Origin of the sequence: Pectobacterium carotovorum, from assembly GCA_016415585.1 — a bacterium.
Classification (GTDB): domain Bacteria; phylum Pseudomonadota; class Gammaproteobacteria; order Enterobacterales; family Enterobacteriaceae; genus Pectobacterium; species Pectobacterium carotovorum_K.
Genome location: CP066552.1, coordinates 4,379,649 through 4,406,167 on the forward strand (window position 1 = coordinate 4,379,649; position 26,519 = coordinate 4,406,167).

Genomic DNA, 26,519 nt, shown 5'->3' on the forward strand with positions numbered 1-26,519 from the left:
AATCTGTCGCCATTCAGAGACGCATTTATCAGATAAAATATTAATGATTATTAATCAATGAATTAAATGTCTCTTTTTTGCGACAGCAGAACCCCTGGAGTGTCGTGTTTTTCAGACAGCCTTATCAAAGCTGTTGATTCAACATGCTTAACCGGGCGCGGTAACCGTTACGAATATGCTGGCAAGCCGCCTCTTGTGCGGCGTCCTTATCACGCCGCACCAACGCTTCAACAATCGCCTGATGTTCACGCCGCGCTTCCTCGGTACGTTCCGTCGACTCATAGGTGGTTCCGCGCAGTAGTGACAGATGAATACGCAGATTTTCCAGCATCTCGTTCAGATAGGGATTATGCGTCGCCCGATAAATCTGCCGATGGAAAAGACGGTTGTGATCGTGCAGTTTTCTACTGCCGGTGAGCGTCTTCTCCACTTCAACCATATCTTGCAGTAGTTCCAGTTCTTCTGCCGACGCAGAAGCCACGGCGAGTTCCATCGCCAATCTCTCTAACCCTTCACGCACGGCGAAAAGCTGACGCAGCCGCTCATAGCTGATCTGCGCAATCATCAGCCCGCGCTGCGGGCCCGGTTCCACCAATCCCAGCGCTTCAAGCCGATGCAATGCCTCACGAATCGGCGTACGGCTCAGCCCAAACTGCTGCGCCAGCCGTGTTTCCTGCAAACGTTCACCAGGCAGCAGCTCGCCCTTCTCGATCGCGTTAATCAGTATCTCGAACGGCGACAGCGCCAGCTCTTTGTCGTTAAGTGTTAAGTTCATAATCCCTTGATATGTCGTGTGACGATCAAAACGGGAGCACGCGCAGACGGGTAAAACACCTCGCCTTTATGGCGGTTCGCGCATTTATGCTACGCCGTGGATCGTCATGCATTGAGAAAAATTCAAGTTTGCCCGACGCCCTGCCTTTAGCAAGATATCGAATCGCATATTTTGTGCTTAGCTTAGCGAAAAAGCGTCTTTGTCAGTGAATGGACGATTGCATATGCTTTTCGCCACACACTGTATACAAATGCATTCAACAAGACAAAACGTGAATCCCAGAACCGTTCAACTGTGCTGGCAATATCATCGCGTTTTCGCCTAAGGAGCTCCTACGATGTCTGCCACTCCGACGTTTCCTCGCGGCAACGCGCTCAGCCAGTTTATTCACACCGCCTCCACGATTACGATACCCGACGCCGTCTGGCACGAAGCCAAGCGAGCACTCATTGACTACCTTGGCGTCTCTATTGGCGCAGTAGGGGACGACGCGGCCAGCGCGGTTCAGCGCGTGGCACAACGCTGGCAGGCTCAGGGCAATGCGCAAATCATTCTCGGTGCGAAAACTACACCGTCGCTGGCAGCCCTGATCAACGGCACGCTGTCTCATGCGGCCGACTATGACGATACGCATCCGGCTGGCGCAGGACACCCCAGCGGCCCGTGCTGGTCTACCGCGCTGGCGATGGCGCAGCACTACGGCGCGGACGAGCGCACAACGCTTATCGCTTTCATCACCGGCTTTGAAGTCATGGCCAGACTGGGTGGCGGCTGGGTGCCCGGCGTGGGCCGCAACTTACAACGCCGAGGCTTTCACCCGACGTCGATTGTCGGGCGCGCGGGGGCTGCTGCCGTCGCCGCTTCCATTCTTCGCCTTGAACCCAACGCGATTGCCAATGCGTTGGGCGCAGCTGCGACCATGATGGGGGGATTACAGAAATCATCCGGTACGCACGGCAAACCGTTTCATGCTGGCAAAGCGGCAATGGACGGCATCACAGCAGCAGAACTGGCTGATGAGGGCTTTGTTGCCGCCCATCACTTTTATGAAACCGATGGCTGGGTGAAAACATTTGTGCAAGACGGTAGTGCCGTCATCCCGCCGCTCGATTTTGGCGAGAGCTGGGAGCTACTGGGTAACGGCTACAAGCTGTATGCCAGCTGTCGGGGAACGCATGCATCAATCGAAACCGCGCTTAAGCTCTATCCACAGCTAAAAGGCCGCGCTATCGCCCGCATTCATGCCAAGGTCCATCCAATGGGGATGGTAAACGCTGGGACCGCCAACCCGCAAAATCCGCTGGAGAGCAAATTCAGCATTCCACACTGCATTGCGCTGGCGCTGAGCGGCTATCGCCTCAACGATACCGATTTCACGCAGCAGACCGTCGACGACCCAGCACCGCGCCAACTGCTGTCGCGCTTGCAGATCGACGCAGTCGAGGGGCAATCGGCCAGTTCCGCGTTTATCGATATCGAACTGGAAGACGGCCAAACACTGCATGCGGAAACCGATGTTTATCGCGGCCATCCGCAAAATCCCCTGACCGACGCCGAGCTGCGTGCCAAGTTCGACGCCCTGGCTATTCCCGTGTTAGGAGAAGCCCGTAGCGATCGACTCTATCAGGCAGCTTTCCACTTTGAGCAGCCGGGTTCACTCGCAGCACTCACTGAGCTATTAGCGGGCTAACGCGTTGCCGTTCGGCATAAACGATTCGATATAAAAATTTCACGATAACGACAGGATACTTTCATGACCATTGCCCGCCAGCTTGCCCATAATCTGCTGGAATTTTCTCGCCAGACGTTCCCTGCCGACGTATTGGCACACGCACGAACCGCTGTGATTGACACGCTGGGCGTCACACTCGCCGGGGGGATTCAGGACGGCGCGCAAAAACTCAGGGCGGTGATAGTTCCCTCTGCTGCTGTGGGAAAGAGCCGGATTTTCGGTACGGACCTCAAACTCAACGCGCTGGACGCCGCGTTGCTGAACGGCACATCTGCACATTTACTTGATTTTGACGATTCCAATTCCTGGCTGCACGGGCATATTTCCGTTGCCGTGCTTCCCGCGCTGCTGGCACTGGCTGATGAGCAGGAAGCCGATGGAGAAGCCGTCCTGCACGCCTATCTGTGCGGCTATGAAACCGCGGCACGCATGGGCAAAGCCGTCAGCCCTTTCCAATATCGCAACGGCTGGCACCCGACAACGTCCGTCGGCATTTTCGCGGGCGTAGCCGCCTGCGCGGTGCTGTTGAAGCTTAGCGAAGCAGAAACGGCGACCGCCTTTGCAATCACCGCATCGCTAGCCTCCGGCATAAAATCCAACTTTGGCAGCCAGACGAAATCACTGGCGGTCGGCCACGCCAACCGCAGCGCCGTCATGGCAGTATTATTGGCGCGTCAGGGATACAGTGCGGGAGATACCGCGTTTGAACATCACCACGGCTATTTCAACGTCTACAACCGTGCAGCTGAAAACGTCGACACCACGCCGTTAACCGAGCCCTGGTCTGCACCGTCCCATATTCTGGACCCCGTAAAAGGCAATAATTTTAAATATTTCCCCTGCTGCTACGCCATTCTGGCACCGCTGGACGGGCTGCTGGCGCTGCGTGAGGAAACTGGGCTGGCTCCCAAATCCTTGGAGCGCATTCAGATTGCCATTCACCCCATTCGCTTTCCACATATCAACATTCCTACGCCAGATACACCGTTGGCAGGGAAGTTTAGCCTGCATTACTGCATTGCCCGCGCTTGGGTGCAAGGGAAGCTGACGCTGGATGATTTTATTGACGATACAGCACTACACGACCCAACCACGCAGTCGCTGATGGCACGCGTTGAGCTGATCTGCCATGACGAAACCACTACGCATACGGCGCACGTCACGCTGGTGGCTCATGATGGGAACACCTATCATCGTCGCGTGACGGGCGCACTCGGCTCCAGCGCAGAGAACCCGCTGCCGGACAACCTGATCGCGGAGAAATTTATCGATTGCGCCAGTCAGGCGTTGCCGCGCACCGAAGCGCTGGCGTTATACCAACGCCTGTTACGCGACGATTATCGTTAACAACAGGAAGGATGCTTGATACGCCTTGATCGCATCAGGCACTATCATTCGCTCTACCACGCGATGGGTTCCACCATGCTAGATCTTGTTCCACCCGACATCTCTCCGCTCTTTGCCGGTATCCTGATTTTTTGCAGCTTCCTGACATCGGCGCTAACGGCAGCGCTGGGCTTGGGCGGCGGCGTCACCTTGCTTGCCATCATGGGACTGGGTATGCCAGTCAGCAGCCTGCTGCCGGTTCACGGCATTGTCCAGCTAGGCTCCAACCTCAGCCGTAGCCTAATCCAACGTTTGTATATCGTCTGGCCGCTGGCGCTGTGGTTTCTTATTGGCAGCGTCATTGGCATCGCAGTGGGTGCCCCTATTGCAGTCTGGATCCCAGACAACGTGGCAAAAATCGCGCTGGCTCTTTTCATTCTGTGGTCAGTTTTTCGTAAACGTACCGCACCAAAACCGGTTAACCGGCTGTTCTTCATTCTGGGCGGCGCGCTCACCAGCCTCGGCACTATGATCGTCGGCGCAACAGGCCCGATGGTCGCCGGGCTTATCAGTTCTCAAGGGCTGACCAAACAGCCGCTGATCGCCACTCATGCGCTCTGCATGGTGTTACAGCACTGCTTGAAGATTCTGGCATTCGGGATGATGGGGTTTGCCTATCACGACTGGCTGCCGATGCTGGCCGCAATGATTGCCAGCGGTGTGCTGGGTACCTGGCTGGGCACGCGTCTGCTGGATAATCTGCCCGAAAAACTTTTCCGTACCACCTTTCGCCTCACCATGTTGATTCTCAGCGCTCAGCTCATTTGGCAAGGCGTACAAGGCCTGCTCGCTCACTAATCTCTCCCTTCTGTGCCTTGCTTAGCGTGCGAGGCACAGTTCTCTTTTCCCCTTCACGTTATCCCCAAAATGGCTATATCCACTATTCAGCTTTAGATAGAGAAATATGCTATTTGCCATTTGAATGTAACATTGAGAACATTTGTATACAAATGAACGCACCATAATAAAAACAATTAATTACAACACGTTAAAACAACACCGACTATTCTGAGGATACTATGCTGAGAAAACTACTCTCATTGACGACCGCCACAGCGCTAACTTTAGGGAGTCTCCTGCTGCCTGTTGCTCAGGCCACTGCCGCTGACGCTGGAAATGGTGAAACACTCAAAAAAATCAAAGCACGCGGTGAGCTGGTTTGCGGCGTGCACCCGGCGCGCCACGGCTTTTCTGCGATTGATAGCAAAGGACAGTGGACCGGGCTGGACGTCGATTATTGCCGCGCGTTAGCTGCCGCTATTTTTGGCGATGCCAACAAAGTACGTTTTGCCGCCCTGTCTACCGCACAGCGCTTCCCGGCGATTCAGTCTGGTGAAGTTGACGTGCTGTCACGCAATATCACTGCCGATTTGTCGCGCGATACGTCGCTGGGCCTGAACTTCGCACCGCCGACCTTCTATACCGGAACAGGCTTTATGGTGCGCACCAGCGCCAATGTGAAGAAGGTGGAAGATTTGGACGGCGCAACCGTCTGCATCACACCGGGCAGCAGCACCGAACGCAACGTGGCGCAGATTTTTGCATCACGCAACCTGCATTACACCCCAGTGGTCATCGAGAACAATAAAGAGTACGTCGCAGCCTACCTGTCTGGACGCTGCGATGTCATTGCCCGCGATAAAGTGGCGCTGCCCGGCGTGCGCACCTTCGACGCGGAAAAGCCCTCTGACCACGTCATTCTACCGGGGATTTACTCAAAAGAGCCGTTGGCAATGGCAGTCCGTCAGGGTGACGACCAGTGGTACGACATCGTGAAATGGGTGGTGTATGCCACGTTCAACGCGGAAGAGATGGAAATCGGCCAGCAGAACGTGGACAGCAAGCTCAAATCAACAGACCCGGATATACAGGCACTGCTTGGGGTCACTGGCGATTACGGTCAGAAGCTGGGATTGAATAACCAGTGGGCTTACAACCTGATTAAGCAGGTAGGCAATTACGGCGATATTTATAACCGCCACTTCGGGCCAGATACTCCGGCACCACTGGAGCGCGACCTGAATAATCTCTGGACGAAAGGCGGTCTGCTCTACGGCCTGCCCATTCGTTAATTCGCTACACCATCGGCATCAGCCCGGAAATCTCTGAGCTGATGCCATGCCATCGCATTCACGCCCTACCGCTATCAGATCGCATGTTGAGCAGCGGTACTGACCAGAAGAAAAGACCGCCGGTAATGAAATCATCACAGAAGACGCTATCGTCAGCCTCTGCACCACCGTGGCTGGGAACACTACCTTATTCGCGCCGTCTGTTGAATGCGTTTGACAGCAAGTCCCTACGCGCCTGGATTTATCAGTGCCTGCTCGGCCTCCTGATTGTCGCTTTCAGCTACTGGCTGTACGCCAACGTGGTCGAAAACCTGCGTTCGCAAAACATTGCCACCGGCTTCGGTTTTCTTGATCACACCGCACAGTTTGAGATTGGTGAAAAGCTCATCGCGTTTACCCCGCGAGACAGCTATCTGCGCGCACTTGGCGTCGGGTTATTGAATACCCTGTACGTCACGCTCTGCGGCATCGTACTCGCCACGTTGCTCGGTTTCTCCGTCGGGATCGCCCGCGTCTCCCGCAACTGGCTACTGGCGCGGCTTGCCGGGGGATACATCGAGCTGATGCGCAATATCCCCGTGATCTTGCAGGTGATTTTCTGGTCGGTGGTGATCCGTAATTTGCCCTCGCCACGCGACGCCATCGAGCTTGGTAGCCTGGGATTTCTGACCAATCGCGGGCTGTCTTTTTCCGTCCCCGCCGCGCATCACGGCTGGCTGTGGACGGGGATCGCGCTACTCGCCGCCGTCCTGATTAGTCTGATCCAGAAGCGCGTGGCCCGCTACATGCGGGAAAATGCGGGCCGCTCTCTGCCTACAGGTCGCCTGACGCTGGCCGCAATCATCGGGTTACCGCTGCTGGTCTGGTGGCTTTCTGGCGCTCCAGCAGAGCTTGACCGACCTATCCTGCGCGGCTTTAACTTCCGCGGTGGCTTTACCGTCAGCCCTGAATTCACTGCGCTGCTGCTTGGCATTGCGCTCTATTCCTCTGCGTTTATCGCGGAAATCGTGCGGGCAGGCATTCAATCTATCCCCAAAGGCCAACTGGAAGCGGCGCGCGCGCTGTCTTTTTCGCCCTGGCATATGATGCGCCATATCATCATTCCACAGGCCATGCGCGTCATCGTTCCACCGTTGACCAGCCAATATGTCAGCCTGTCAAAAAACAGCTCAATCGCAGTCGTGGTGGGTTACCCAGAGCTGGCAAACATCAGTAACACGCTGATGAATCAGACCGGTCAGGCGCTCGAAGTGATTGCCATCATGATGGTGGTTTACCTGACGGTCAGCATCGTGACATCGCTGCTGATGAACCTGTTTAACCGCGTCGTCGCCATCAAAGAGCGCTGAGGAGCACTGAATGTTATTTCCGGTACTGTCACTCTCCGCCGTTCCCAGCCGCTTACGCACGCCGCTGCTGTGGCTGCGTCGCCACCTGTTCAGCAGCGTGCCGCAAACCGTACTCACACTGCTACTAGCGGTGCTGATGTGGAACGTCGGCAATAAACTGCTGCACTGGGGCATTCTCGATGCCGTGTGGTACACCACTGACCCAGACATCTGCCGTGTAGCCGCTGGTGCCTGCTGGGCGGTAATCGTGGAAAAACATCGCCCCATCCTGTTTGGCCTTTATCCTTACGATGAACACTGGCGTCTGGTGTTGGCGATGGGAATCTGGTTTCTGGCGCTTGGCCTGTCGCTGATGCCGCGCTTCTGGCATTCGCGCATCCTCTTACCGCTGTGGATCGTCGCGGTAGTGAGCATCGCCATCCTGATGTCTGGTGGCGTGTTTGGCCTATCTTACGTGCCTTCCAGCGAATGGGGCGGACTGCCGCTGACAATTCTGTTGTTTAGCGGCACGGTCGTCATCGGTATGCCGGTTTCGGTTTTATTGGCGTTAGGCCGACGCTCACCGCTGCCCTTTCTGCGCGGTCTGTCGGTTATTTTTATCGAAGGCCTGCGCGGCGTACCGCTCATCACGATTCTGTTCGTCGCGGTTAACGTCTTCCCGTTATTTCTGCCCGCAGGCATGGAAATCAACAAGCTACTGCGCATCATCATCGGCATCGCGCTGTTTTTCGCCTGCTATCAGGCTGAGGTGATTCGCGGTGGTTTACAGTCCGTTCCACGCGGGCAATACGAAGCGGCGATGGCGCTCAACCTCGGCTATTGGCACACGACGACCAAAATCATCCTGCCGCAGGCGCTGCGTATCTGCCTGCCCGCCATGACCAACCATATTATCGCCGCCATGAAGAATACTTCATTCGTCATCATTATCGGGCTGTTCGACATCCTCACCGCCACCAGTTCGGTGATGCAGGACCCGCTATGGCGGCGTTATTACATTGAAACGTACCTTTTCATCTCGGCTATCTATCTGCTGTTTGGCTTCTTGCTCTCACGCTACGCGCTGTGGGTGGAAAAACGCATCGATGCCAGCCGTAACCCAGAAACGTATCACGGTTAAGCGATAGCCGTTGATGAAAACACAGACAGGAGCTTTGTTATCATGAGCTTAGCCGCAGACGCTTTCGTTACAGACAATGCAGTGACAAACAGTATCGTTACAAACAACAACGTCATTATTGAGATCGACGCTGTCAGCAAGTGGTACGGTGCATTTCAGGCGCTGAATAACGTGACGCTGAACGTAGAGAAGGGAGAACGCGTGGTGATTTGCGGCCCTTCCGGCTCCGGCAAATCCACGCTCATCCGCTGCATTAATCGATTAGAAGAGCACCACGACGGGCATATCCGCGTGAACGGCATTGAAGTTAACGACAATATCAAGAACATCAACCGCGTGCGCTCCGGCATCGGTATGCTGTTCCAGCAGTTCAATTTGTTTCCCCACCTGAGCGTGCTGGATAATCTGACGATCGGCCCGACGCTGGTCAAACAGCGTAAGAAGCAGGAAGCCATTGATTTAGCGATGCACTACCTGAAAAAGGTGCATATCGCCAATCAGGCGCATAAATTCCCGCTACAGCTCTCTGGCGGCCAGCAGCAGCGCGTGGCCATTGCCCGGGCACTGTGCATGCAGCCGGAAATTATGTTGTTTGATGAGCCCACGTCTGCGCTGGACCCAGAGATGATTAAAGAGGTGCTGGATGTGATGCTCGATCTGGCGGAATCCGGCATGACGATGATCGTCGTCACCCATGAAATGGGTTTTGCCAAAACGGTCGCGGACAAAGTCATTCTGATGGCAGATGGCAGCATTGTGGAATCCGCCCCGCCGCAAGACTTCTTCAACACGCCATCACACCCGCGTACGCGCCAATTCCTGGATCAGATTCTGAGCCATTGATAAGCAAAAAAATATCCGCGTCGAGGAATCGGCGCGGATAGCATGGCTTAACCGTGAATTAGCGGGAGGACAGCTGTTCTAAACTCTGCTTCGCCACCTGATACAGATAATGCGCAGTCGGGAACAGCGCGCTATCATCGACGCGGAATTTCGGGTGATGCAGCGCATACGGCCCGCCGGAGCCGACCATCATGAACGTACCCGGCAATTTCTGCTGATAGAACGCAAAATCTTCACCAATCGGGCTGGCTTCCACGCGACGCGCTTCAAACCCTTCATCACTCGCCACATTCAGCGCAAACTCAACCCACTCTGGCGTGTTGATCACCGACGGCGGCCCGGCATGCCACAGGAATTCAATTTCTGCACCAAAGGTGCTGGCGATACCCGCTACGATCTGACGGAAACGCTGTTCAATTAAATCACGCGCGGCCTGATTGAACGTTCTGACCGTGCCTTCAACATAGGCCGTGTCTGGGATCACGTTCCAGGTGCTGCCGCTATGCACCTGCGTAATCGACACGACTGCATTATTGTCGGACGATACCGTGCGACTGATAATGGTCTGTACAGCAGAAATCAGCTGACCCAGAATGATAATCGGATCGTTGCCTTCATGCGGCTTCGCGGCGTGACAGCCTTTCGCTGCGATCTTGATCTCAAAGCGGTCAACGCCCGCCGTCAATGCGCCGTCTTTCCCACCGATAACGCCAACCGGCAGCGTTGGATCGTTGTGAATGCCAAAAATCGCTACCGCATTGTCCAACGCACCAACGGCGATGACTTCCGGCGCGCCCAATCCAGTCTCTTCAGCAGCCTGGAACAAAATTCGCACCGTGCCTTTCAGCTCCGGCTCAATTTTCTTCAACAGAATCGCCGCGCCCAGCGCCGCGGAAGAGTGAAAATCATGACCGCAGGCGTGCATCACGCCCTTGTTGAGCGACGTAAATTCTACGCCAGATTCTTCCTCAATCGGCAGGGCGTCGATGTCGGAACGCACCACGACCAGTGGACCTTCCTGTAAGCCGCCCACTTCCGCAACCAGACCGGTTTTCAACGGCAGGTCGAGGATACGAATCCCTTCTTTTTCCAATACCGCACGAATCTTCTTCGTGGTCTCGAACTCCTGATTCGACAGTTCAGGATGGCGATGTAAATCGTGGCGAAACGCCTGAATAAACTGAGCCAGAGGCTCGTGCTGAGATGCTGTTCTCATGAATACTTGCTCCACATTATCGTGCCCTGCCTGACAGGGCTGCCTTGTTCAGGCGTGCAGGTGTATCTACGTATGCGTTAAATATCGTACTCAAGCGGCTCAGGCAGCTTGGTCAACTGACGCAGGAAACGCTGGGTTTGCGGGTTGTCCGAGAAGCTAATCACCTGCTCCGCCGGGCCTTCCTCAACGATGTGCCCGTCCGCCATGAAGATCACGCGATCAGCCACTTCTTTCGCAAACTGCATTTCATGGGTGACGATCACCATCGTGGTGTCGTTTTTCGCCAGCTTCTGAATCACCTGAAGCACTTCGTGTACCCTTTCCGGGTCAAGTGCCGAGGTCGGTTCATCAAACAAAATCGCCTTCGGATCCACCGCCAGCGCGCGCGCAATACTGACGCGCTGTTGCTGTCCGCCGGACAGCGTTACCGGATACTGCGCCGCCTGCGGCAGCAGACCGACCTGCTCCAGCAGCGCCAAACCAATTTCATCCGCCTGCTTCTTCGGCATTTTTTTCACGACAATCAGCGCTTCCGTCACATTCTCCAGCGCTGTTTTGTTCTTAAACAGGTTGTAACTCTGGAATACCATCGCCGTCTGGCGGCGCAGCGCATAGGCTTCTTTAGAGCTGTAACGGCGCGTATCCAGCGTTTGTTCGCCAATTTCGATCGTGCCCGACTCTGGCGTTTCCAGCAGGTTAAGACAGCGCAGCAGCGTGGACTTACCCGAACCCGATGGACCGATGATCGCGACGACTTCGCCTTTCGCGATATCCAGGCTAATGTTGTCCAACACCACCTGATCGCCAAAGCGTTTAGAAAGATTCTTTACACTGATCATGTCAGCCCCTTATCGCTGTAGCGAGTGATTCAGTTTCTTCTCCAGCTGTTTTTGCAGCCAGGAGTAAACAATGATCACCAACCAGTAAATCAGACCCACAACCAGGAAGGTCTCAAAGAAACGCAGAGATTCGGCGGCAATCATCTTGCCTTCCGCGAACAGTTCGGAGACGCCCAGCGCAAAGGCTACCGAGGTATCTTTAATCAGGGAAATGAAGGTGTTCCCCGTCGCTGGCAGCGCATTCAGCATGGCCTGAGGCAACACGATGCGGCGATAGACCTGCGCTTTACTCATGCCAATGGATAGGCCTGCTTCCGTCTGGCCGAAATCCACAGAGGCCAAGCCCGCGCGGAAAATCTCAGCCATGTAGGCGGACGTTTTCAGGCTAAAGCCGATAATCGCGGCCGTCATCGCATCCAGATTGGATAAGCCAGGGAATAGCTGCGGCAGGCCGAAGTAGATGATAAACAGCTGAACCAGCGACGGAATACCGCGGAACAGCGAGATATACAGTTCGACGATTTTTACGACCACGACGATCTTGCTTTCACGGACTAACGCCAGGAGAAGGCCGAGCACCATAGCAAAAAACATCGAAACCACGGCAAGGAACAGCGTGGTTGGCAAATACATTAGTACCTGGGGAAAGACCTTTAGCAGGTAGGCAAGATCGATATTCATGAGTAATACCATTAATGCTTCCACCGGCCATATTGCACCGGTGGAACAGGGTTATAACTATTTGCTACATAACGAACCATCTAGCTACATAACAAATCATCTGGCTACGTAACGGCTCGCCAGAATGACGGCGTGAGGTTATTTAGCCGGTGATACCGTGATGTCTTCACCAAAATATTTTTCGGAGAACGCTTTCAGGCGTCCATCTGCACGCATTTTCGTCAATTCCGCATCGAACTGTTTACGCAATGCATCACCTTTCTCGTCCTTATGGAACGGGAAGCTCACTTCTTCAATCACCAGCGGCTCGCCAACCAGCTTGAACGGCAGGTTACGCTTATTGATTTCGGCCAGCAGAATCGGACGTGAATTCACGTAGCCTTCAACGCGTTTAGACAGCGCATCGTTCATCGCGCCATCGCGTGTTTCATAGGTGCGAATATTCACGCTGCCATCGGCAAACGCTTTTTTCAGGTTGTTAACGTGGTTAGAACCCAGAACCCCGGCAACCGTCTTGCCTTTCAGGTCGGCCAGTGTATTAATGTCCGCGTTGTCTTTGTGCGTCACAATCTGGCTGCCGTAGAAGCTGTACGGCTGGGCGAAGTTGTATTTTTCCTGACGCGCCGGCGTAATGGCTACCACGTTCGCCACAGTATCCAGTTTTCTCGCTTCCAGTTGACCCATCAGGCCGCTGAAATCGGCGGTGACCCACTCAACTTTGTAGTTCAGATCTTTCGCGATGGCTTCCGTGACTTCAACGTCAAACCCGACCAGCTTGTTATCCTGCTTGAAGCCACTTGGATAACTTTGGCCTGTTGAACCCACTTTCAATACTTTTTCCTGCTCAGAGCCGCTCTTCCCAGAATCACAGCCAGCAACAAGAAAGGCGGTCGTCAGCGCCAGAACAGACAACGTTACTTTTTTCATCATTTTACTGCCTCTCTTTTTGATTTTTTATCTTTCCACTGGTCATACAATTGGTTATCAAGGATTTTTTCCATCCAGATTGTCAGGTGTCCTTTTCCCAGATTCGTCTGCCCGACTTCCTTGAAACCATAATTTCTGTACATCTCAATCAGCCACGGGTGGTTTTGCGCGGTGCCAAGCGACACCGCAGGGGCTTTGAGCTGGTTAATCAGAATCTCTTCTTCCAGCCAGTTCATCATTTGCTTACCCAGCCCCTGTTTTTTATAGCCAGGGTGCGTCGCAAACCAGCCCAAATGGGGCAAACCGAGCGGGCCAGGCTCCGGCCCCCACGGATAGCGGATGGTAAATGACGACACCATTTCGCCGTCTTTTTCCATCACATAAACGCCGTGTGAGGCAATATGCGTACGCACCATGTCGATATCCGCATGGGCGGCGGAAAAGTTGATACCCAGTTGGCGAATCGGCTCAAATGCCGCCAGCGCCAGTGCCAGATAGGTCTCATCGTCCGCAAGCGTAGCCTGACGAAATACGATACTCATGATGTCACCTTATGCTGGCAGCAGGCCGGAGTTATCCGCATAGCGAATCACGTCATCAACCTTCTGCGGCGCACTGCCAACGTAGTTAGCCGGATTCAGCCATTCGTCCAGATCGGCGGCGGTCACCTGTTCAGAAAGCACCGAGTGGGCCAGCAGTACCGATTTAAAGGACTGATTCTGCTCGAATGCCTGCATAGAACATTCGTAAACCAGATGGTGAGCAGTCTGCTTGCCGAGACGTTTGCCAATCTCGAACATCACTTTCTCGGACAGCAGCAGGCCATTTTGTAGATCGAGGTTCGCCAGCATCTGCTTCTCATTGACGGACATGCCACGCAGGATGCCAAGCGCGTTCTGAAGCTGAGCAGACAGATAGATATTGATTTCCGGCAGCGCGATCCACTCCGCACGCCAGCTCATCGCATCACGCTCATGCTCAACTTTCATGGATTCATGAATCAACGCTGCGCTCTTAAACAGCGGAGCCGTCAGGCTCGCCAGCCCTTCTAGCGCGGCAGGGTTGCGTTTATGCGGCATCGTAGTAGAACCGATTTTCCCTTCGGAGAACGGCTCTTCGATTTCGTTAATCTCGGTGCGCATCAGGTTGTACAGCTCGTTGCCGATTTTGCCCAGCGTACCGCTGATCAGAACCGTAACAGAAGCATATTCGGAGAAGCGATCGCGGGCAGACTGCCAACCGATATTCGGCGTATTCAGCCCCAGCTTATCCAGCGTCAGACGCTCGATTTCCGGCCCTTTCTCGCCAAAAGAGGCATAGGTACAAATCGCACCGTTGATGTTGCCAACCAAAACACGTTCTTTGATTTCACCCAGACGTTCGAGGTGACGGATAAATTCATCCAGCCAGACAGCCAGTTTGAAGCCAAACGTGGTGGGCAGCGCCTGCATACCGTGGGTACGACCGGCCATCAGCGTATGCTGGTATTTCTTGGCGAGACGTTTCAATTCAACGGCCAGCAGTTGTGTATCTCTGACGACAATATCAAAAGATTGTTTCAGCTGTAACACCGTCGCAGTATCAACGATGTCCTGCGTGGTCACGCCGTAGTGAATAAACTCACCCGCGGCACCGCACTGTTTCTGAATCGCGGCAATCGTCGGCATCAGAGAATGCTTCATGCGCGCGGCATCTTTTGCAATCTCTTCAACGTTAAGCGCGCTTGCGTCAGCGTTTTCTGCAATGGTTTTTGCCGCATCCAGCGGAATGACACCCAGTTCACCCTCGGCAAGTGCTAGGGCAACTTCGACTTCGACCTGTTTAGTCAGGCGGTTATGCTCGGACCATACGCCGCGCATTTCAGGCGTGCCAAAATTATTCCCTATAAGAAGAAAATCAATAAGATGTGATGCCATAATTAACTCGTTAGTGTTGGATTTATCAGGCGGGGATTTATGTCGTCTTTTTAATTTTTAAAAATATAACATGCGGAAATTATGCGCCTTATACCTTTGGGATCTATCTTAGATCAAAAAGTTTGATTGCAAACTATGCATATAGATATGCATGCAGAAATGTTCGCTAGCATGCTTTCCAAAGCGGGGCGGCAACAGCCAATTTACAGGATAGAGGGTAATCTCACTGAGTGCATTTAACATATTGGTTCATAACATTTTCCTCAGTGTACGAGTTAAATGTGTCAACGCCATTTACTGGAGGATCACCGACGAAAAAAAAGCACACCTTTCGATGTGCTTTTTTTTGTAATTGGTCGGCGAGAGAGGATTCGAACCTCCGACCCACTGGTCCCAAACCAGTTGCGCTACCAAGCTGCGCTACTCGCCGAATGTACTGCTTTTTTGAACATCACTGATGTTCTCGTTTGTGTGTGGTGCGAAGAGAGGGACTTGAACCCTCACGTCCGTAAGAACACTAACACCTGAAGCTAGCGCGTCTACCAATTCCGCCACCTTCGCATAACTCACAAACCGTCAATCAACTACTATCGCTGCAAAATCTGGGGTGGCTAATGGGACTCGAACCCACGACAACTGGAATCACAATCCAGGGCTCTACCAACTGAGCTATAGCCACCATCACCACACTTTACATCAACTACTTATTACGCGGTACTTCCTTTTTACGGGATACTTTCTTTACGAAGAAAAGTGTACCACCGCAGCTCTTGCACACAACATACTCGTTTACACAATATAATGGTGCGCCCGACAGGATTCGAACCTGAGACCTCTGCCTCCGGAGGGCAGCGCTCTATCCAGCTGAGCTACGGGCGCTTAGCGCCGTTGCGGGGCGGGATATTACGGGCTTAGTGACTGGCTGTCTAGTGCTTTTTTATCGAAATGATGCGTTTGATTATGATTTGCTCATTCCAAGCTAAATAACACACAGTTCCGCCCTTCCCACCCCCAACTACTACGATTTACCCTCTGTCAGCGACATTTTTTTGCCCAGTCCTAACGCAAAATAACACAGGCTAACCACAGCTAAAAACGCGACGCCGACCAATAAAGACATCCGCGTATCGATATTGATGTACATGCCCACCAGCACACACAGCAAAAACGCCATCGTCAGGTAGTTTACCCACGGGAACAACACCGATTTAAACGGATGTGCGACCAGCGCGGCACGATGCTGCTCACGAAAACGCAATTGGCTGATTAACACCACAAACCACGGCACCATGCCCGGCAGTACGCTGGCGCTATAAACATAAACAAACACTTTTTCCGGATTAGGGATGATGTAATTCAACACCGACCCCGCCATCAGGCAAAGAATAGAAATCATGACGCCTGCTGCGGGTACGCCGCTGGCCGTCACTTTACCTAGCCAGGCGGGAAGCTGACGGTTGTTGGCCAGCGAATACAGCATACGTCCGCAGCTATACATGCCGCTGTTGCAGCCGGACAGCGCGGCTGTCAGCACCACAAAGTTGATGATCCCTGCCGCTGCGGTGATACCAATTTTCGCAAAGGTCAGCACAAACGGGCTGCCCGAGGTGCCGATTTCATTCCAGGGGAAAATCGTGACGATAACGAAGATCGCGCCCACATAGAAAATCAGGATGCGCCATAGGATGTTGTTGATCGCGCGCTTCAGCGTCACCTGTGGGTTTTTCGCCTCACCCGCCGTAATGCCGACCAGTTCCACGCCCTGATAAGACGCCACGACCAGACAGAGTGCGAACAGCAGGCCTTTCCAGCCTCCCGCGAGGAAGCCACCGTGTTCGGTCAGGTTACTGAATCCGGTTGCCTGACCGTGGTTACCGAAGCCGAAGAAAATAATGCCCACGCCGACGACGATCATCACGACGATGGTGGTGATTTTTATCATCGCGAACCAGAATTCGATTTCGCCATACAGCCTGACCGCAGCAAGGTTTGCGCCCGCCACCAGCGCAACTGCAGCAATAGCCGGTATCCATTGCGGCAAATCGGGGAACCAGTACTGAACATACACGCCAATAGCGGTAATTTCCGAAATTCCGACCGCCATCCACATAAACCAATAGCCCCATGCGGTGAGATAACCGAAAAAGGGATTCATGTATTTGTGTGCGTAGACGGCAAACGATCCCGCAACCGGCTCCAGATAGAGCATTTCGCCCATTGAGCGCATGATGAAGAAAACGAAGATTCCGGCGACAATATAGGCCAGCAATACTGACGGCCCCGCCCACTTCAGCGCGCTGGCGGCACCCATAAACAGCCCAACGCCGATCGTGCCGCCCAGCGCAATCAGCTCAATATGCCGGGCTTCCAACCCTCGATGGAGTTTTTCCTGCTTTACATCTTCTGCCATATATCCTCTGTCTTTATGTTGTGCTTATCCCGGCTGCTGCCAGTTATTGTTCTTATTTCAGAAATACTGCCGACTGCCGATGAGAAAGAACGTACCCTTCGCCTCAAATTAGCGGCCATGAAAATACCGTAATGTAGGTTTGAATAACACATAAGGGATGACGAATACGCCAAAGATAGAATTCTGTATTTCTGATTGACTAGCAAACAGACAATTAAAATCGAATAGGAATGAGAAATCAGGTTTATATATTGCGAGGAAAGATTGTGGAGCAAGGTTGGCGCGTTTAACGCGCCAATTCAATGACGCTACAGGTGGCCGCTGTAGTGATAGGCAACATATTTCAACAGCCTAAGCTGCCGAAAAATACGGCTCGGCTGGGACAGCAAGCGATACAGCCATTCCAACCCTAAGTTTTGCCACACGAGCGGGGCGCGCTTCACATGCCCGGTAAAGACGTCATAGGTTCCACCCACGCCCATATAGAGCGCATCAGGATAGTGGTGGCGACAATCGCGCATCAGGATTTCCTGTCGTGGCGACCCCATCGCGACGGTAACAATCTGTGCACCGCTGGTGCGGATACGTTCGAACAGGGCATCACGCTGCTCTGGCGCAAAATAGCCATCCTGACTGCCGACAATATTCACGTTCCACTGCGCCCGCAGCTTCGCCTGCGTTTGTGCCAACACATCAGGTTTGCCGCCCACCAGAAAAACCGGCGTGCCTAATTTGCCTGCCCGCTCCATTAGCGCTTCCCACAGGTCAGCGCCCGCAACTCGCGTGACGTCAGCCTGCGGATACTTGCGCCGAATGGAGCGCACGATGCTGATGCCGTCCGCATACTTGTACTCTGCACGATCGAGCAATGCACGCAGCGCCACGTCTTTTTCCGCCGTTAGCACTTTCTCAGCGTTAATCGCAACGAGCGTGCCCGTTTCAACCCGCTCGCCCGCAAACAGGTAATCAACAAACTGCGCCATGTTACGAAAACCGTGAATGGGCAAACCACGAATGGTATACAGAGGAATGGTCTCTGTGGTTTTTAACGCTGTCATACCTGCTCCTTTATCACAGGATCCTGTACGGTGTTGGGTGTCGGCGTGGCACGCATACGCATCAGACGTTGCCGGATTAGCCCGGCGCTTTCCAGCAGCCAGTAGAGCAGCTTGGCAACGAGCAGGCACAGGCCGAAGACCAGACAGAAAAACACCACACGCGAAACAAAAGAATCAACGCCTTCACGCGTCAGCACAATAATATTGAACACCGCCCCGAAGCAGAACGCCTGCAAAATAGCGGCCTTATAGCGATTGCTGTCGTTCTTCCCTAACTCGTACACCCAGTCGAACCACTTGATAACCAACCCTACGGCAATCGCGCCGAGCGGGATAAACAGCACGCCCCCCATCACCACCAGCGAGCCCAACAGCGTGGGAGATATAGCCAGCCCAGAGTGGTTATTCAACACTTCCCAGGTGAAATAGTTCGCACTGTTTAACACCAGATTCGGACGATCCGGCCATAGCCAAGAGGGAATAAAGACGTAGAAATCACGGGCAATCGGTGCCAGTCCCTGGAATTCAATCTTGTCGTAGTTCTGCCACAGCAGCGCCAGATTTTCCCAGGGCGAGAAGGTGTCGCGGGTTAAATAAAGGAACGTATAAAATGCGTAATCACCGCTGACGTCCAGCCCATAGCGCTTCAGCGCCAGCCAGAACATCCCGACAATCCCGAATGCACCAGCGGCAACCAGCATCCAAAGCGTAATCCAGCCGCGCACAATACCAATAAACAAAAACAGGGCGAAGGCGATGATCAGATTCGCACGCGTTCCGCCGACAATCACATACGTCAGCATTCCGAACGCGACCGTTCCGATGAGGAACAGTAGCCACGCACGCTGCGTCTGGCGCAGGAAATACACGACCAGCATCGCCGGAATGAAGAAGTAGAAGAAGCGCTTCAACGCCACGCCAGACACATCGCTGGAAAATATCTGGCTGTACGAACGCAGCTTAAACAACAAGAAGCCATTGTTGAGGAAGAAAATACCGACGGTGGCTACCGCAATCAACGCCAGCAGCAGCCAGGTCAGATTGGCTTCAACCCGGTTTACCGTCAGGAGTGGCGCACGCGGCGCGGAGGCTTTCTGGCGTAGCCGTGTCTTATAGCTGACGTAATAGATCGCATAGAACGCCGTCGCAGACAGCATCGCCTGCAGCAGAAACTGCACGGGAACCACTTCAACGCCAAACCGGAACACCAGCACGCAGGTAAATGGAAAACCAAAATAGAACGTCAATAAATAGAGCAGGGAAAACAGCACGTTAAAATTAAAACGCACCCGCCGAAACTCCATCCAGGTCAGGCTCAGGATAAAGATGACTGAAATCAGGTAGACGACAAACAGCCCACCAAATTGCCCCAGCGTCATGTCGGTTCTCCCGCTGCCAACGCCAGCGCATCCCGCCAGCCTTGCAGATAATTGGGATTGAAGAACGCGATCTGGTGCTTATCGACCGATGCCAGCTGGCGCTGCGCTTCACGCACCAACGCCTCATCCAGCTCGTCACCGTAAAACAGCACGGGCAGCCCTTGCTCCGTCAGATCCTGCCAGAACGGATTTTGCCGACTGATCACGAACGGCACGCCAAACTGAATCAGCAGACATAACGTCCCGATCCCCTGCTGGCGATCGAAAATAAAATAGCCCAAATCACAGGTGCGCAGCATATTGAGGTAATCATCAAACGCCAGTTGGTCTTTCAGCAGTTGGAAATTTTTCACGCCGAACAGCGCCAAACCGTCCTTTTCCACCTGTGCGATGTAGAGCGCGTTATTCGCGGGGTAGCCCATCGGCACAATCACCCGCACATTTTTCCCGAACTGCTTGTGAATCGCCCGCAGCGCTTCCTGATGGCGATTGGTGCGATCGCCAGAATTGCCGACCAGAATCGTCATCGGCCCAGCCAGTGGTTTATCCACCTCCATGCCCGTTAGTGCTGGATTCATTCTCGTTGGAAAGTACAGCAATGACGTCGGAACCCGAGGTGAACGCTGCTGATACCACGCCAGATCGCCACGCGTGGCAAATACATGCCCGACACGCTTTTGCGCCATACGCCGCAGCAGATAAAACAGGCGATACTTCAGGCTGCTCGCCTCTTCATACAAATCCGCCCCCCAAACGTGCCAGTAAACCTGCTCAGATTTGATTTTTCCGCTCAGCAACGCCAGCCACAGCGTGGGGTTAAACTGCCCATGCAGGAAAAAACGCATCTTGCGGTTTGCTTTCGCTCTGGCGATGACCGCCTCAGCCAGCGTTTTCTTATCCACGCAGGTTTCGATACGCAGCGCGGGGAAATCGGCCGATGAAATGCCGTCGCGGGACGCCACGATGAAATGCCGAATCTGCTGTTCGGGGAGTTCCGTCGCCAGTACGTCGTTAAAAAAACGTAAAACGGTCTGGTTATGATGCGGGATGTCAGATCCCAATACATGAATCAGTGTCGTCATGTTCGCCTACGGTAAATAATGAATACGCAACAACAAAGCAAAAAATAGACCAGGTAGGTTGCCATATAGGCCTGCGCCGCACCTTGTGCGCCATAAAGCGGAATCAGCCAGTGGGAAAACCCAGTCAGCAGGAGAAACTGGCTCACTTCAGTGAGCAGATAAAAGCGCAACGCCGCTTTCGCAATGACCAGATAGCCAAAGACGTAAGCGCCCACTTTCATTACATCGCCTACCAATTGCCAAACGAAAAGATCTCGCATTGCCGTGAACTCGCTGGAGAACAGCAGCCAGATGGCAAAATCTCGCAGCAGCCACACACAAAAGCTGACGCCTGCCACGACGGGCAGCACAAATTTCAGAGAGCGAACAATCTCCTGCGCCAACGCGGCTTTATCCGTCAGACGCGAGAGTGTCGGCAACAAATACACGGTAAAGGAGGCGGTAATGAATTGCAGGTAAGCATCGGAAATACTGCTGACGCCCTGCCAAATACCCACTTCATCCCAGCTGTAATGTGCCGCCAACAGGTTACGCATCATGATGTACGCAACGGGCAGCGTCACCGCCGTCATTAACGCCATCAGCGTAAATTTGCCCAACTGTCCAGCAATCGCACGATCCCACGCGGGTTTTAGCGATGTCAGCGCCAGCGGCGTACGCCGCAATAGCATGATTCCTGCCGGAATCACCAGCAGCGCAGGCACCAGCGCCAGCCCTGCCAACGCACCAACATAGCCACCCAGTTGCAGGCAGAGCCAAAAGGCCACCAGCCCGATCAGGCTGCCACCGATGACGGCCAGCGCGTTGCCTATCGCATCCCGATAGCCTTTAAGGATCGCCAGACATAGGTTGGCGTAGGCGATACCCATTTGGATAAACGCCAGCGCCCGCACTACGTCGTGATAGTCGTCATGCCCAAATAGCAGATTAGCGATAGGCGTTGCGGCCGCCAGAAAGAGAATCGCCAGCAGCGTGGAGAAGCCCAGCACCAGCGTGACAGACGTACCGAGCAGCGGCCTCAGCCGTTCCGGCTGTTGCTGATACTCCGCCACGTATTTGGTGACGCCGTTGAAGATCCCGGCACCGGCTAATACGCCCAACACCGTAATAAGCTGGCGGAAATTTCCTGCCATCCCCACGCCGCTGGGGCCAAAAGCGACCGCCAGCAGTTTGACAACAACCAGCCCTGCGCCGATTTTTATCAGCGTGGAGCCTGCCGTCCATATCGATGCTTTCGCCAACGACATATCAGGAGAAGAAGCTCAGAATAGTATTGATGACCGTCCGCTGGTTGACGTCCGAGAGGTTGTAGAACAAGGGTAACCGCACCAACCGTTCGCTTTCCTGCGTGGTGTAGCGATCGTCACCGGAGAAACGACCAAAGTTCAGGCCAGCAGGGCAGCTATGTAGGGGGATATAATGAAAGACCGTCATGATTTCCGCTTCTTTCATGTAATTGATAAACGCGCTGCGGTCGTCCTGATCGCGCAGTTTGATATAAAACATGTGCGCGTTGTGAATCCCATTGGCAGGTACGGTCGGCAGGGTAATACGCCCGGCATCAGCTAGCGATTTAAATGCCGCGTAGTAGTTCTGCCACAGTTTCAGGCGACGCTCGTTGATCGGCCGCGCCGCTTCCAACTGGGCCCAGAGGTAGGCAGCCTGAATATCCGCCATCAGATAGCTTGAACCGATATCCCGCCAGGTGTATTTGTCCACCTGTCCGCGGAAAAACTGGCTCCGGTTGGTGCCTTTTTCACGGATGATTTCCGCGCGCTCCACCAACCTTGCGTCATTAATCAGCGTGGCTCCGCCCTCACCGCCCGAGGTGTAGTTCTTGGTTTCGTGAAAGCTGAAACAGCCGATATGGCCGATGGAGCCAAGAACACGGCCCTTGTAGCTGGACATCACGCCCTGCGCGGCATCTTCCACGACATATAAATCGTATTTCTTCGCCAGCGCCATAATCGCGTCCATCTCGCAGGCCACGCCCGCATAGTGAACCGGCACGATAATGCGCGTCTTTTCCGTGATTGCTGCTTCGATCTTCGTCTCATCAATGTTCATGGTATCCGGGCGGATATCGACAAACACGATTTTCGCACCGCGCAGCACAAAGGCGTTGGCGGTAGAAACGAAGGTATAGCTCGGCATGATCACTTCATCGCCAGGCTTAACGTCGAGCAGTATCGCAGCCATCTCCAACGAAGCGGTGCAGGAAGGCGTGAGCAGGACTTTTTTGCTGCCGGAATAATGTTCCAGCCACTGCTGACAACGGCGGGTAAAGCCACCATCGCCGCACAATTTGCCGCTGCTCATAGCAGCCTGCATATAATCCAGTTCCGTACCGACAATCGGTGGCGCGTTAAATGGAATCATGTGATCACCTGTATAACCAATACGCCGTGCTCTCAATCATGGCACCACGGCGAAGATAAAGACGAAGCGCCGCCACGTTGCTAACCTGCGTCGCGACCCGAAGACATATCAACTCTTGTTGTCGACACCACGCTTCCGCCAGCGCCATCAGCTGTGAACCAATGCCCTGTACCGTAACGCCCGGCCAGACGCCCAGTAGCCCGATACGTGCATCCGTGTCATCCATTCTACGTAACGTGACCCATCCTTGCGGATTGCCAGCGGCATCTTCCGCCAGTAAACAGCAGTGGTCGAACGTACCGCGCACGGCGTTTTCAATCCACTGCGCATAGAAACGTCCGCTATCCTCCGACTGATACCACGGAGAACGAAAACGGCTCAGTGCAAAAACACGTGACGCTGCATCCCTCAGTGCAGGGATATCGTCGAGCGTAGCTTCACGCCAGCACGGTAGCGGTGTCACAACAGTCGCCCGTTGCAGCGGCAGACTGAGATCGATCTCGCCTTCCACCAATCGAAAACCAAGATCGGCAAGCGCATCCGCCAGCACCAAATTGTCCGCCGCAATTTTGGCCTGCGTCAGCGTCAATGCGTTCAGCGCATCGGGCGTCAACGCAGGTGCAGAAGGCGAAAAATTCAGCTTACCGCTGTCAATCTGGAAGAATTCACTCTCCCAGCCCAGTGGTTCAACCGTGGCACGAATCTCTTCCTTTCCTATTGATATCGGATGGGTCATCGTTTCGCTCCTTCGTTTCCGCCATCTGGTTCAGGCACGGGTTTAGTCGTTCAGCCCTAAACGCTCGCCGGTATAAGAACCATCCTGCACGCTGCGCCACCATTTTTCGTTATTCAGATACCAACTGACGGTTTTTCTCATGCCCGTCTCAAACGTTTCTTCTGGACGCCAGCCCAGCTCACGTTCAATTTTCCCGGCATCGATCGCGTAACGCATATCGTGACCTGGACGGTCTTTCACGTAGGTGATGAGATCGCGGTAATGCGCCACGCCAGCGGGCTTATTCGGTGCCAGCTCTTCCAGCAGCGCGCAAATGGTCTGCACCACTTCAATGTTTTTGCGCTCGTTGTGACCACCGATGTTGTACGTCTCACCGATTTCGCCTTCCGTTACTACTTTGTACAATGCACGAGCGTGGTCTTCGACAAACAGCCAGTCACGGATTTGCGCGCCGTCACCGTAAACCGGTAACGGTTTGCCCGCGACCGCATTCAGGATCACCAGCGGAATCAGCTTCTCTGGGAAATGGTAAGGGCCGTAGTTATTCGAGCAGTTGGTGATAACCGTCGGGAACCCGTAGGTGCGCAGCCAGGCGCGAACCAGATGGTCGCTGGAGGCTTTCGATGCGGAATAAGGGCTGCTTGGCGCATAAGGCGTGGTTTCTGTAAACAGATCGTCCGTCCCGTGCAGGTCACCAAACACTTCATCGGTAGAGATATGGTGAAAACGGAACGCACGCTTGTCCGCATCAGCCAAGTTCTGCCAGTAGTGGCGTGCCGCTTCCAACATCGTATAGGTGCCGACAATATTAGTTTCGATAAACGCCGCCGGGCCATCAATAGAGCGATCGACGTGGCTTTCTGCCGCCAGATGCATCACCAGCGCAGGCTGGTAAGCCGTAAAGACACGGTCCAATTCAGCACGATCGCAGATATCCACCTGCTCGAACGCGAAGCGTGAACTATCAGCAACGGGAGCCAGCGAAGACAGGTTGCCCGCATAGGTCAGCTTATCGACAACAACGACGCTGTCCTGCGTTTCCGTCAGAATGTATCTGACCAACGCCGAACCAATAAATCCAGCACCACCGGTAATTAAAATACGTTTCAACGCCATACTCCTTTGGTATCAATAACCCACTGTTGTTTCACATCTTCTGGGTTAACCGCTTTAAACTGACGGTGGTCGACCAGCATTACCAGCACATCGGCTTCTTTTAATGCACTGCTGGTATCGACCAGTTTTACCTGTCCGGCCAACACGGACGGCAGGTGTTTGACATTCGGTTCGACGGCTAACGTCACGCCGGTATTCCACTGTGCAATCATGGACGTAATCCCTACCGCGGGACTTTCACGCAGATCGTCAATATCGGGCTTGAACGCCAGCCCGAAGCAGGCCACCGTAACCTCGCTCGCGCGTTTATCCGTTTGCGCCAGATAATCCGCCACGGCTGCTTTTACGCGATCCACCACCCAGAGCGGTTTGCCATCGTTCACCAGTCTGGCGGTATGAATCAACCGAGCCTGCTGCGGATTCTGCGCCACGATGAACCAGGGGTCGACAGCGATGCAGTGCCCGCCGACGCCAGGGCCGGGTTGCAGGATATTGACGCGGGGATGGCGGTTTGCCAATCGGATAAGTTCCCATACGTTAATGTTTTGTTCGGCACAAATCAGCGAGAGCTCATTGGCGAAAGCAATATTGACGTCGCGGAAGCTGTTTTCCGTCAGCTTGCACATTTCGGCGGTGCGGGAGTTAGTAACCACACACTCACCTTCGAGGAAGATTTTGTACAGTTCGCTCGCGCGAGCAGAGCACACTGGAGTCATGCCGCCAATGACGCGATCGTTTTTAATCAGCTCGACCACGACCTGCCCCGGCAGCACGCGTTCAGGACAATAGGCAATATTGATATCCGCCGTTTCCCCAACCTGCTGCGGAAACGTCAAGTCAGGACGCGCGTCAGCCAGCCACTCGGCCATTTGCTCCGTCGCCCCCACGGGGGATGTCGATTCCAGAATCACCAGATCGCCTTTCTTCAGAACAGGCGCGATGGACGCCGCAGCAGCCTGAACATAGGCCAGATCGGGTTCGTGATCGCCTTTGAAAGGGGTAGGAACGGCGATCAGGAAAGCATCTGCTGGCACAGGCTTTATCATCGCCTGGAGGTAACCATTTTCCACTGCCACTTTGACCAACGAATCCAGATCGGGCTCGACGATATGGATTTCGCCGCGATTAATGGTTTCGACCGCCAGTTTGTTCACATCGATACCGATGACTTTTTTTTGGCGCGACGCAAACGCCGCGGCGGTGGGTAAACCGATGTAGCCCAAACCGATTACGGAAATGGTAGTAAAGCTCATAGTGTCACCTGATAATTTTTATGTCTGCACCGCAGAGCGGCGTTTAACATGGATCTGAGTAATTCTCGGATGCTGATAGATGCATTGAGCGGTGATAATGGGTAGATCGTAAAGACGCTGTGAATACCTCCCTGTACGCTCGGATTGCGCAGATATGAATCTCATCCCTGAGATTCACCCTTTCAGGGCCGTCGCTAGCGACGTTCAAAAACGTTCCTGACGTTTTTGTCCATGGCGCAAACGCTTTACT

23 protein-coding genes and 4 tRNA genes are annotated in these 26,519 nt (G+C 53.9%); 7 read left to right on the top strand and 20 right to left on the bottom strand.

The window, feature by feature from the left end:
• Window positions 1–124: 124 nt before the first annotated feature.
• Entirely contained in the window at window positions 125–775 is a 651-nt protein-coding gene (locus tag JFY74_19535) for a GntR family transcriptional regulator (GenBank protein ID QQG28218.1), read from the bottom strand.
• Between the two features lie 337 nt (window positions 776–1,112).
• Here JFY74_19535 and JFY74_19540 point away from each other — a divergent pair, with 337 nt between their 5' ends.
• The 7 genes from JFY74_19540 (at window position 1,113) to JFY74_19570 (ending at window position 9,277) form a co-directional block, all read left to right on the top strand.
• A complete protein-coding gene (locus JFY74_19540) occupies window positions 1,113–2,465 on the top strand; it encodes an MmgE/PrpD family protein (GenBank protein QQG28219.1) in 1,353 nt (450 codons plus the stop codon).
• Window positions 2,466–2,528: 63 nt separating this feature from the next.
• Entirely contained in the window at window positions 2,529–3,854 is a 1,326-nt protein-coding gene (locus JFY74_19545) for an MmgE/PrpD family protein (protein ID QQG28220.1), read from the top strand.
• A 75-nt stretch (window positions 3,855–3,929) separates the two neighbouring features.
• The gene (locus JFY74_19550) at window positions 3,930–4,691 is read left to right on the top strand and encodes a sulfite exporter TauE/SafE family protein (protein QQG30590.1); all 762 of its coding nucleotides are present in this window, start codon (window positions 3,930–3,932) and stop codon (window positions 4,689–4,691) included.
• A gap of 221 nt (window positions 4,692–4,912) precedes the next feature.
• On the top strand, window positions 4,913–5,965 hold the full coding sequence (locus JFY74_19555; GenBank protein ID QQG28221.1) for an amino acid ABC transporter substrate-binding protein: 1,053 nt from the start codon (window positions 4,913–4,915) through the stop codon (window positions 5,963–5,965).
• Between the two features lie 125 nt (window positions 5,966–6,090).
• On the top strand, window positions 6,091–7,314 hold the full coding sequence (locus JFY74_19560) for an ABC transporter permease subunit (GenBank protein QQG28222.1): 1,224 nt from the start codon (window positions 6,091–6,093) through the stop codon (window positions 7,312–7,314).
• 10 nt (window positions 7,315–7,324) lie between these two features.
• Window positions 7,325–8,434, top strand: coding sequence for an amino acid ABC transporter permease (locus JFY74_19565; GenBank protein ID QQG28223.1), 1,110 nt, complete (start codon window positions 7,325–7,327; stop codon window positions 8,432–8,434).
• 114 nt (window positions 8,435–8,548) lie between these two features.
• On the top strand, window positions 8,549–9,277 hold the full coding sequence (locus JFY74_19570; protein QQG30591.1) for an amino acid ABC transporter ATP-binding protein: 729 nt from the start codon (window positions 8,549–8,551) through the stop codon (window positions 9,275–9,277).
• A 58-nt stretch (window positions 9,278–9,335) separates the two neighbouring features.
• Here JFY74_19570 and JFY74_19575 read toward each other — a convergent pair whose 3' ends face one another.
• The 19 genes from JFY74_19575 to wecC all read right to left on the bottom strand — a co-directional run bounded on the left by JFY74_19575 (window position 9,336) and on the right by wecC (window position 26,269).
• The gene (locus JFY74_19575; protein QQG28224.1) at window positions 9,336–10,493 is read right to left on the bottom strand and encodes a M20 peptidase aminoacylase family protein; all 1,158 of its coding nucleotides are present in this window, start codon (window positions 10,491–10,493) and stop codon (window positions 9,336–9,338) included.
• Window positions 10,494–10,570: 77 nt separating this feature from the next.
• On the bottom strand, window positions 10,571–11,332 hold the full coding sequence (locus JFY74_19580) for an amino acid ABC transporter ATP-binding protein (protein ID QQG28225.1): 762 nt from the start codon (window positions 11,330–11,332) through the stop codon (window positions 10,571–10,573).
• A 9-nt stretch (window positions 11,333–11,341) separates the two neighbouring features.
• The gene (locus JFY74_19585; GenBank protein QQG30592.1) at window positions 11,342–12,013 is read right to left on the bottom strand and encodes an amino acid ABC transporter permease; all 672 of its coding nucleotides are present in this window, start codon (window positions 12,011–12,013) and stop codon (window positions 11,342–11,344) included.
• A gap of 138 nt (window positions 12,014–12,151) precedes the next feature.
• Entirely contained in the window at window positions 12,152–12,943 is a 792-nt protein-coding gene (locus JFY74_19590) for an amino acid ABC transporter substrate-binding protein (protein QQG28226.1), read from the bottom strand.
• Window positions 12,940–13,482 carry a GNAT family N-acetyltransferase gene (locus JFY74_19595; GenBank protein ID QQG28227.1) on the bottom strand — a complete coding sequence of 181 codons (543 nt, stop codon included), beginning with the start codon at window positions 13,480–13,482 and terminating at the stop codon, window positions 12,940–12,942. Before JFY74_19595 ends, JFY74_19590 begins: the two co-directional genes overlap by 4 nt.
• 9 nt (window positions 13,483–13,491) lie before the next feature.
• The gene (locus JFY74_19600) at window positions 13,492–14,856 is read right to left on the bottom strand and encodes an adenylosuccinate lyase (GenBank protein QQG28228.1); all 1,365 of its coding nucleotides are present in this window, start codon (window positions 14,854–14,856) and stop codon (window positions 13,492–13,494) included.
• A gap of 353 nt (window positions 14,857–15,209) precedes the next feature.
• Window positions 15,210–15,286 (bottom strand) — tRNA-Pro (locus JFY74_19605).
• 44 nt (window positions 15,287–15,330) lie between these two features.
• Window positions 15,331–15,417 (bottom strand) — tRNA-Leu (locus JFY74_19610).
• A 42-nt stretch (window positions 15,418–15,459) separates the two neighbouring features.
• Window positions 15,460–15,535 (bottom strand) — tRNA-His (locus tag JFY74_19615).
• A gap of 123 nt (window positions 15,536–15,658) precedes the next feature.
• Window positions 15,659–15,735: transfer RNA gene (locus JFY74_19620), tRNA-Arg, on the bottom strand.
• 139 nt (window positions 15,736–15,874) lie between these two features.
• Window positions 15,875–17,266 (bottom strand): amino acid permease, encoded by a 1,392-nt coding sequence (locus JFY74_19625; protein QQG28229.1) that lies wholly within the window; start codon window positions 17,264–17,266, stop codon window positions 15,875–15,877.
• Between the two features lie 308 nt (window positions 17,267–17,574).
• Window positions 17,575–18,324 (bottom strand): lipopolysaccharide N-acetylmannosaminouronosyltransferase, encoded by a 750-nt coding sequence (gene rffM / locus JFY74_19630; GenBank protein QQG28230.1) that lies wholly within the window; start codon window positions 18,322–18,324, stop codon window positions 17,575–17,577.
• The gene (gene wzyE / locus JFY74_19635; GenBank protein ID QQG28231.1) at window positions 18,321–19,703 is read right to left on the bottom strand and encodes an ECA oligosaccharide polymerase; all 1,383 of its coding nucleotides are present in this window, start codon (window positions 19,701–19,703) and stop codon (window positions 18,321–18,323) included. The genes rffM and wzyE overlap by 4 nt, the downstream gene beginning before the upstream one ends.
• The gene (locus JFY74_19640) at window positions 19,700–20,785 is read right to left on the bottom strand and encodes a TDP-N-acetylfucosamine:lipid II N-acetylfucosaminyltransferase (GenBank protein QQG28232.1); all 1,086 of its coding nucleotides are present in this window, start codon (window positions 20,783–20,785) and stop codon (window positions 19,700–19,702) included. The genes wzyE and JFY74_19640 overlap by 4 nt, the downstream gene beginning before the upstream one ends.
• Window positions 20,782–22,032, bottom strand: coding sequence for a lipid III flippase WzxE (wzxE, locus tag JFY74_19645; protein QQG28233.1), 1,251 nt, complete (start codon window positions 22,030–22,032; stop codon window positions 20,782–20,784). The genes JFY74_19640 and wzxE overlap by 4 nt, the downstream gene beginning before the upstream one ends.
• Before the next feature lies 1 nt (window position 22,033).
• Window positions 22,034–23,164, bottom strand: a complete 1,131-nt coding sequence (rffA, locus tag JFY74_19650; GenBank protein QQG28234.1) for a dTDP-4-amino-4,6-dideoxygalactose transaminase — start codon at window positions 23,162–23,164, stop codon at window positions 22,034–22,036.
• Window positions 23,165–23,168: 4 nt separating this feature from the next.
• Window positions 23,169–23,900, bottom strand: coding sequence for a dTDP-4-amino-4,6-dideoxy-D-galactose acyltransferase (gene wecD / locus JFY74_19655; protein QQG28235.1), 732 nt, complete (start codon window positions 23,898–23,900; stop codon window positions 23,169–23,171).
• Window positions 23,901–23,942: 42 nt separating this feature from the next.
• Window positions 23,943–25,016 (bottom strand): dTDP-glucose 4,6-dehydratase, encoded by a 1,074-nt coding sequence (rffG, locus tag JFY74_19660; GenBank protein ID QQG28236.1) that lies wholly within the window; start codon window positions 25,014–25,016, stop codon window positions 23,943–23,945.
• Entirely contained in the window at window positions 25,007–26,269 is a 1,263-nt protein-coding gene (wecC, locus tag JFY74_19665; GenBank protein QQG28237.1) for a UDP-N-acetyl-D-mannosamine dehydrogenase, read from the bottom strand. Before wecC ends, rffG begins: the two co-directional genes overlap by 10 nt.
• Between the last annotated feature and the right edge of the window lie 250 nt (window positions 26,270–26,519).

What these genes read in the sequence shown, in the direction of transcription:
- JFY74_19535 (QQG28218.1), bottom strand. Translation starts at nt 775, where the DNA reads ATGAACTTAACACTTAACGACAAAGAGCTGGCGCTGTCGCCGTTCGAG.
- JFY74_19540 (QQG28219.1), top strand. Translation starts at nt 1,113, where the DNA reads ATGTCTGCCACTCCGACGTTTCCTCGCGGCAACGCGCTCAGCCAGTTT.
- JFY74_19545 (QQG28220.1), top strand. Translation starts at nt 2,529, where the DNA reads ATGACCATTGCCCGCCAGCTTGCCCATAATCTGCTGGAATTTTCTCGC.
- JFY74_19550 (QQG30590.1), top strand. Translation starts at nt 3,930, where the DNA reads ATGCTAGATCTTGTTCCACCCGACATCTCTCCGCTCTTTGCCGGTATC.
- JFY74_19555 (QQG28221.1), top strand. Translation starts at nt 4,913, where the DNA reads ATGCTGAGAAAACTACTCTCATTGACGACCGCCACAGCGCTAACTTTA.
- JFY74_19560 (QQG28222.1), top strand. Translation starts at nt 6,091, where the DNA reads ATGAAATCATCACAGAAGACGCTATCGTCAGCCTCTGCACCACCGTGG.
- JFY74_19565 (QQG28223.1), top strand. Translation starts at nt 7,325, where the DNA reads ATGTTATTTCCGGTACTGTCACTCTCCGCCGTTCCCAGCCGCTTACGC.
- JFY74_19575 (QQG28224.1), bottom strand. Translation starts at nt 10,493, where the DNA reads ATGAGAACAGCATCTCAGCACGAGCCTCTGGCTCAGTTTATTCAGGCG.
- JFY74_19580 (QQG28225.1), bottom strand. Translation starts at nt 11,332, where the DNA reads ATGATCAGTGTAAAGAATCTTTCTAAACGCTTTGGCGATCAGGTGGTG.
- JFY74_19585 (QQG30592.1), bottom strand. Translation starts at nt 12,013, where the DNA reads ATGAATATCGATCTTGCCTACCTGCTAAAGGTCTTTCCCCAGGTACTA.
- JFY74_19590 (QQG28226.1), bottom strand. Translation starts at nt 12,943, where the DNA reads ATGATGAAAAAAGTAACGTTGTCTGTTCTGGCGCTGACGACCGCCTTT.
- JFY74_19595 (QQG28227.1), bottom strand. Translation starts at nt 13,482, where the DNA reads ATGAGTATCGTATTTCGTCAGGCTACGCTTGCGGACGATGAGACCTAT.
- JFY74_19600 (QQG28228.1), bottom strand. Translation starts at nt 14,856, where the DNA reads ATGGCATCACATCTTATTGATTTTCTTCTTATAGGGAATAATTTTGGC.
- JFY74_19625 (QQG28229.1), bottom strand. Translation starts at nt 17,266, where the DNA reads ATGGCAGAAGATGTAAAGCAGGAAAAACTCCATCGAGGGTTGGAAGCC.
- rffM (QQG28230.1), bottom strand. Translation starts at nt 18,324, where the DNA reads ATGACAGCGTTAAAAACCACAGAGACCATTCCTCTGTATACCATTCGT.
- wzyE (QQG28231.1), bottom strand. Translation starts at nt 19,703, where the DNA reads ATGACGCTGGGGCAATTTGGTGGGCTGTTTGTCGTCTACCTGATTTCA.
- JFY74_19640 (QQG28232.1), bottom strand. Translation starts at nt 20,785, where the DNA reads ATGACGACACTGATTCATGTATTGGGATCTGACATCCCGCATCATAAC.
- wzxE (QQG28233.1), bottom strand. Translation starts at nt 22,032, where the DNA reads ATGTCGTTGGCGAAAGCATCGATATGGACGGCAGGCTCCACGCTGATA.
- rffA (QQG28234.1), bottom strand. Translation starts at nt 23,164, where the DNA reads ATGATTCCATTTAACGCGCCACCGATTGTCGGTACGGAACTGGATTAT.
- wecD (QQG28235.1), bottom strand. Translation starts at nt 23,900, where the DNA reads ATGACCCATCCGATATCAATAGGAAAGGAAGAGATTCGTGCCACGGTT.
- rffG (QQG28236.1), bottom strand. Translation starts at nt 25,016, where the DNA reads ATGGCGTTGAAACGTATTTTAATTACCGGTGGTGCTGGATTTATTGGT.
- wecC (QQG28237.1), bottom strand. Translation starts at nt 26,269, where the DNA reads ATGAGCTTTACTACCATTTCCGTAATCGGTTTGGGCTACATCGGTTTA.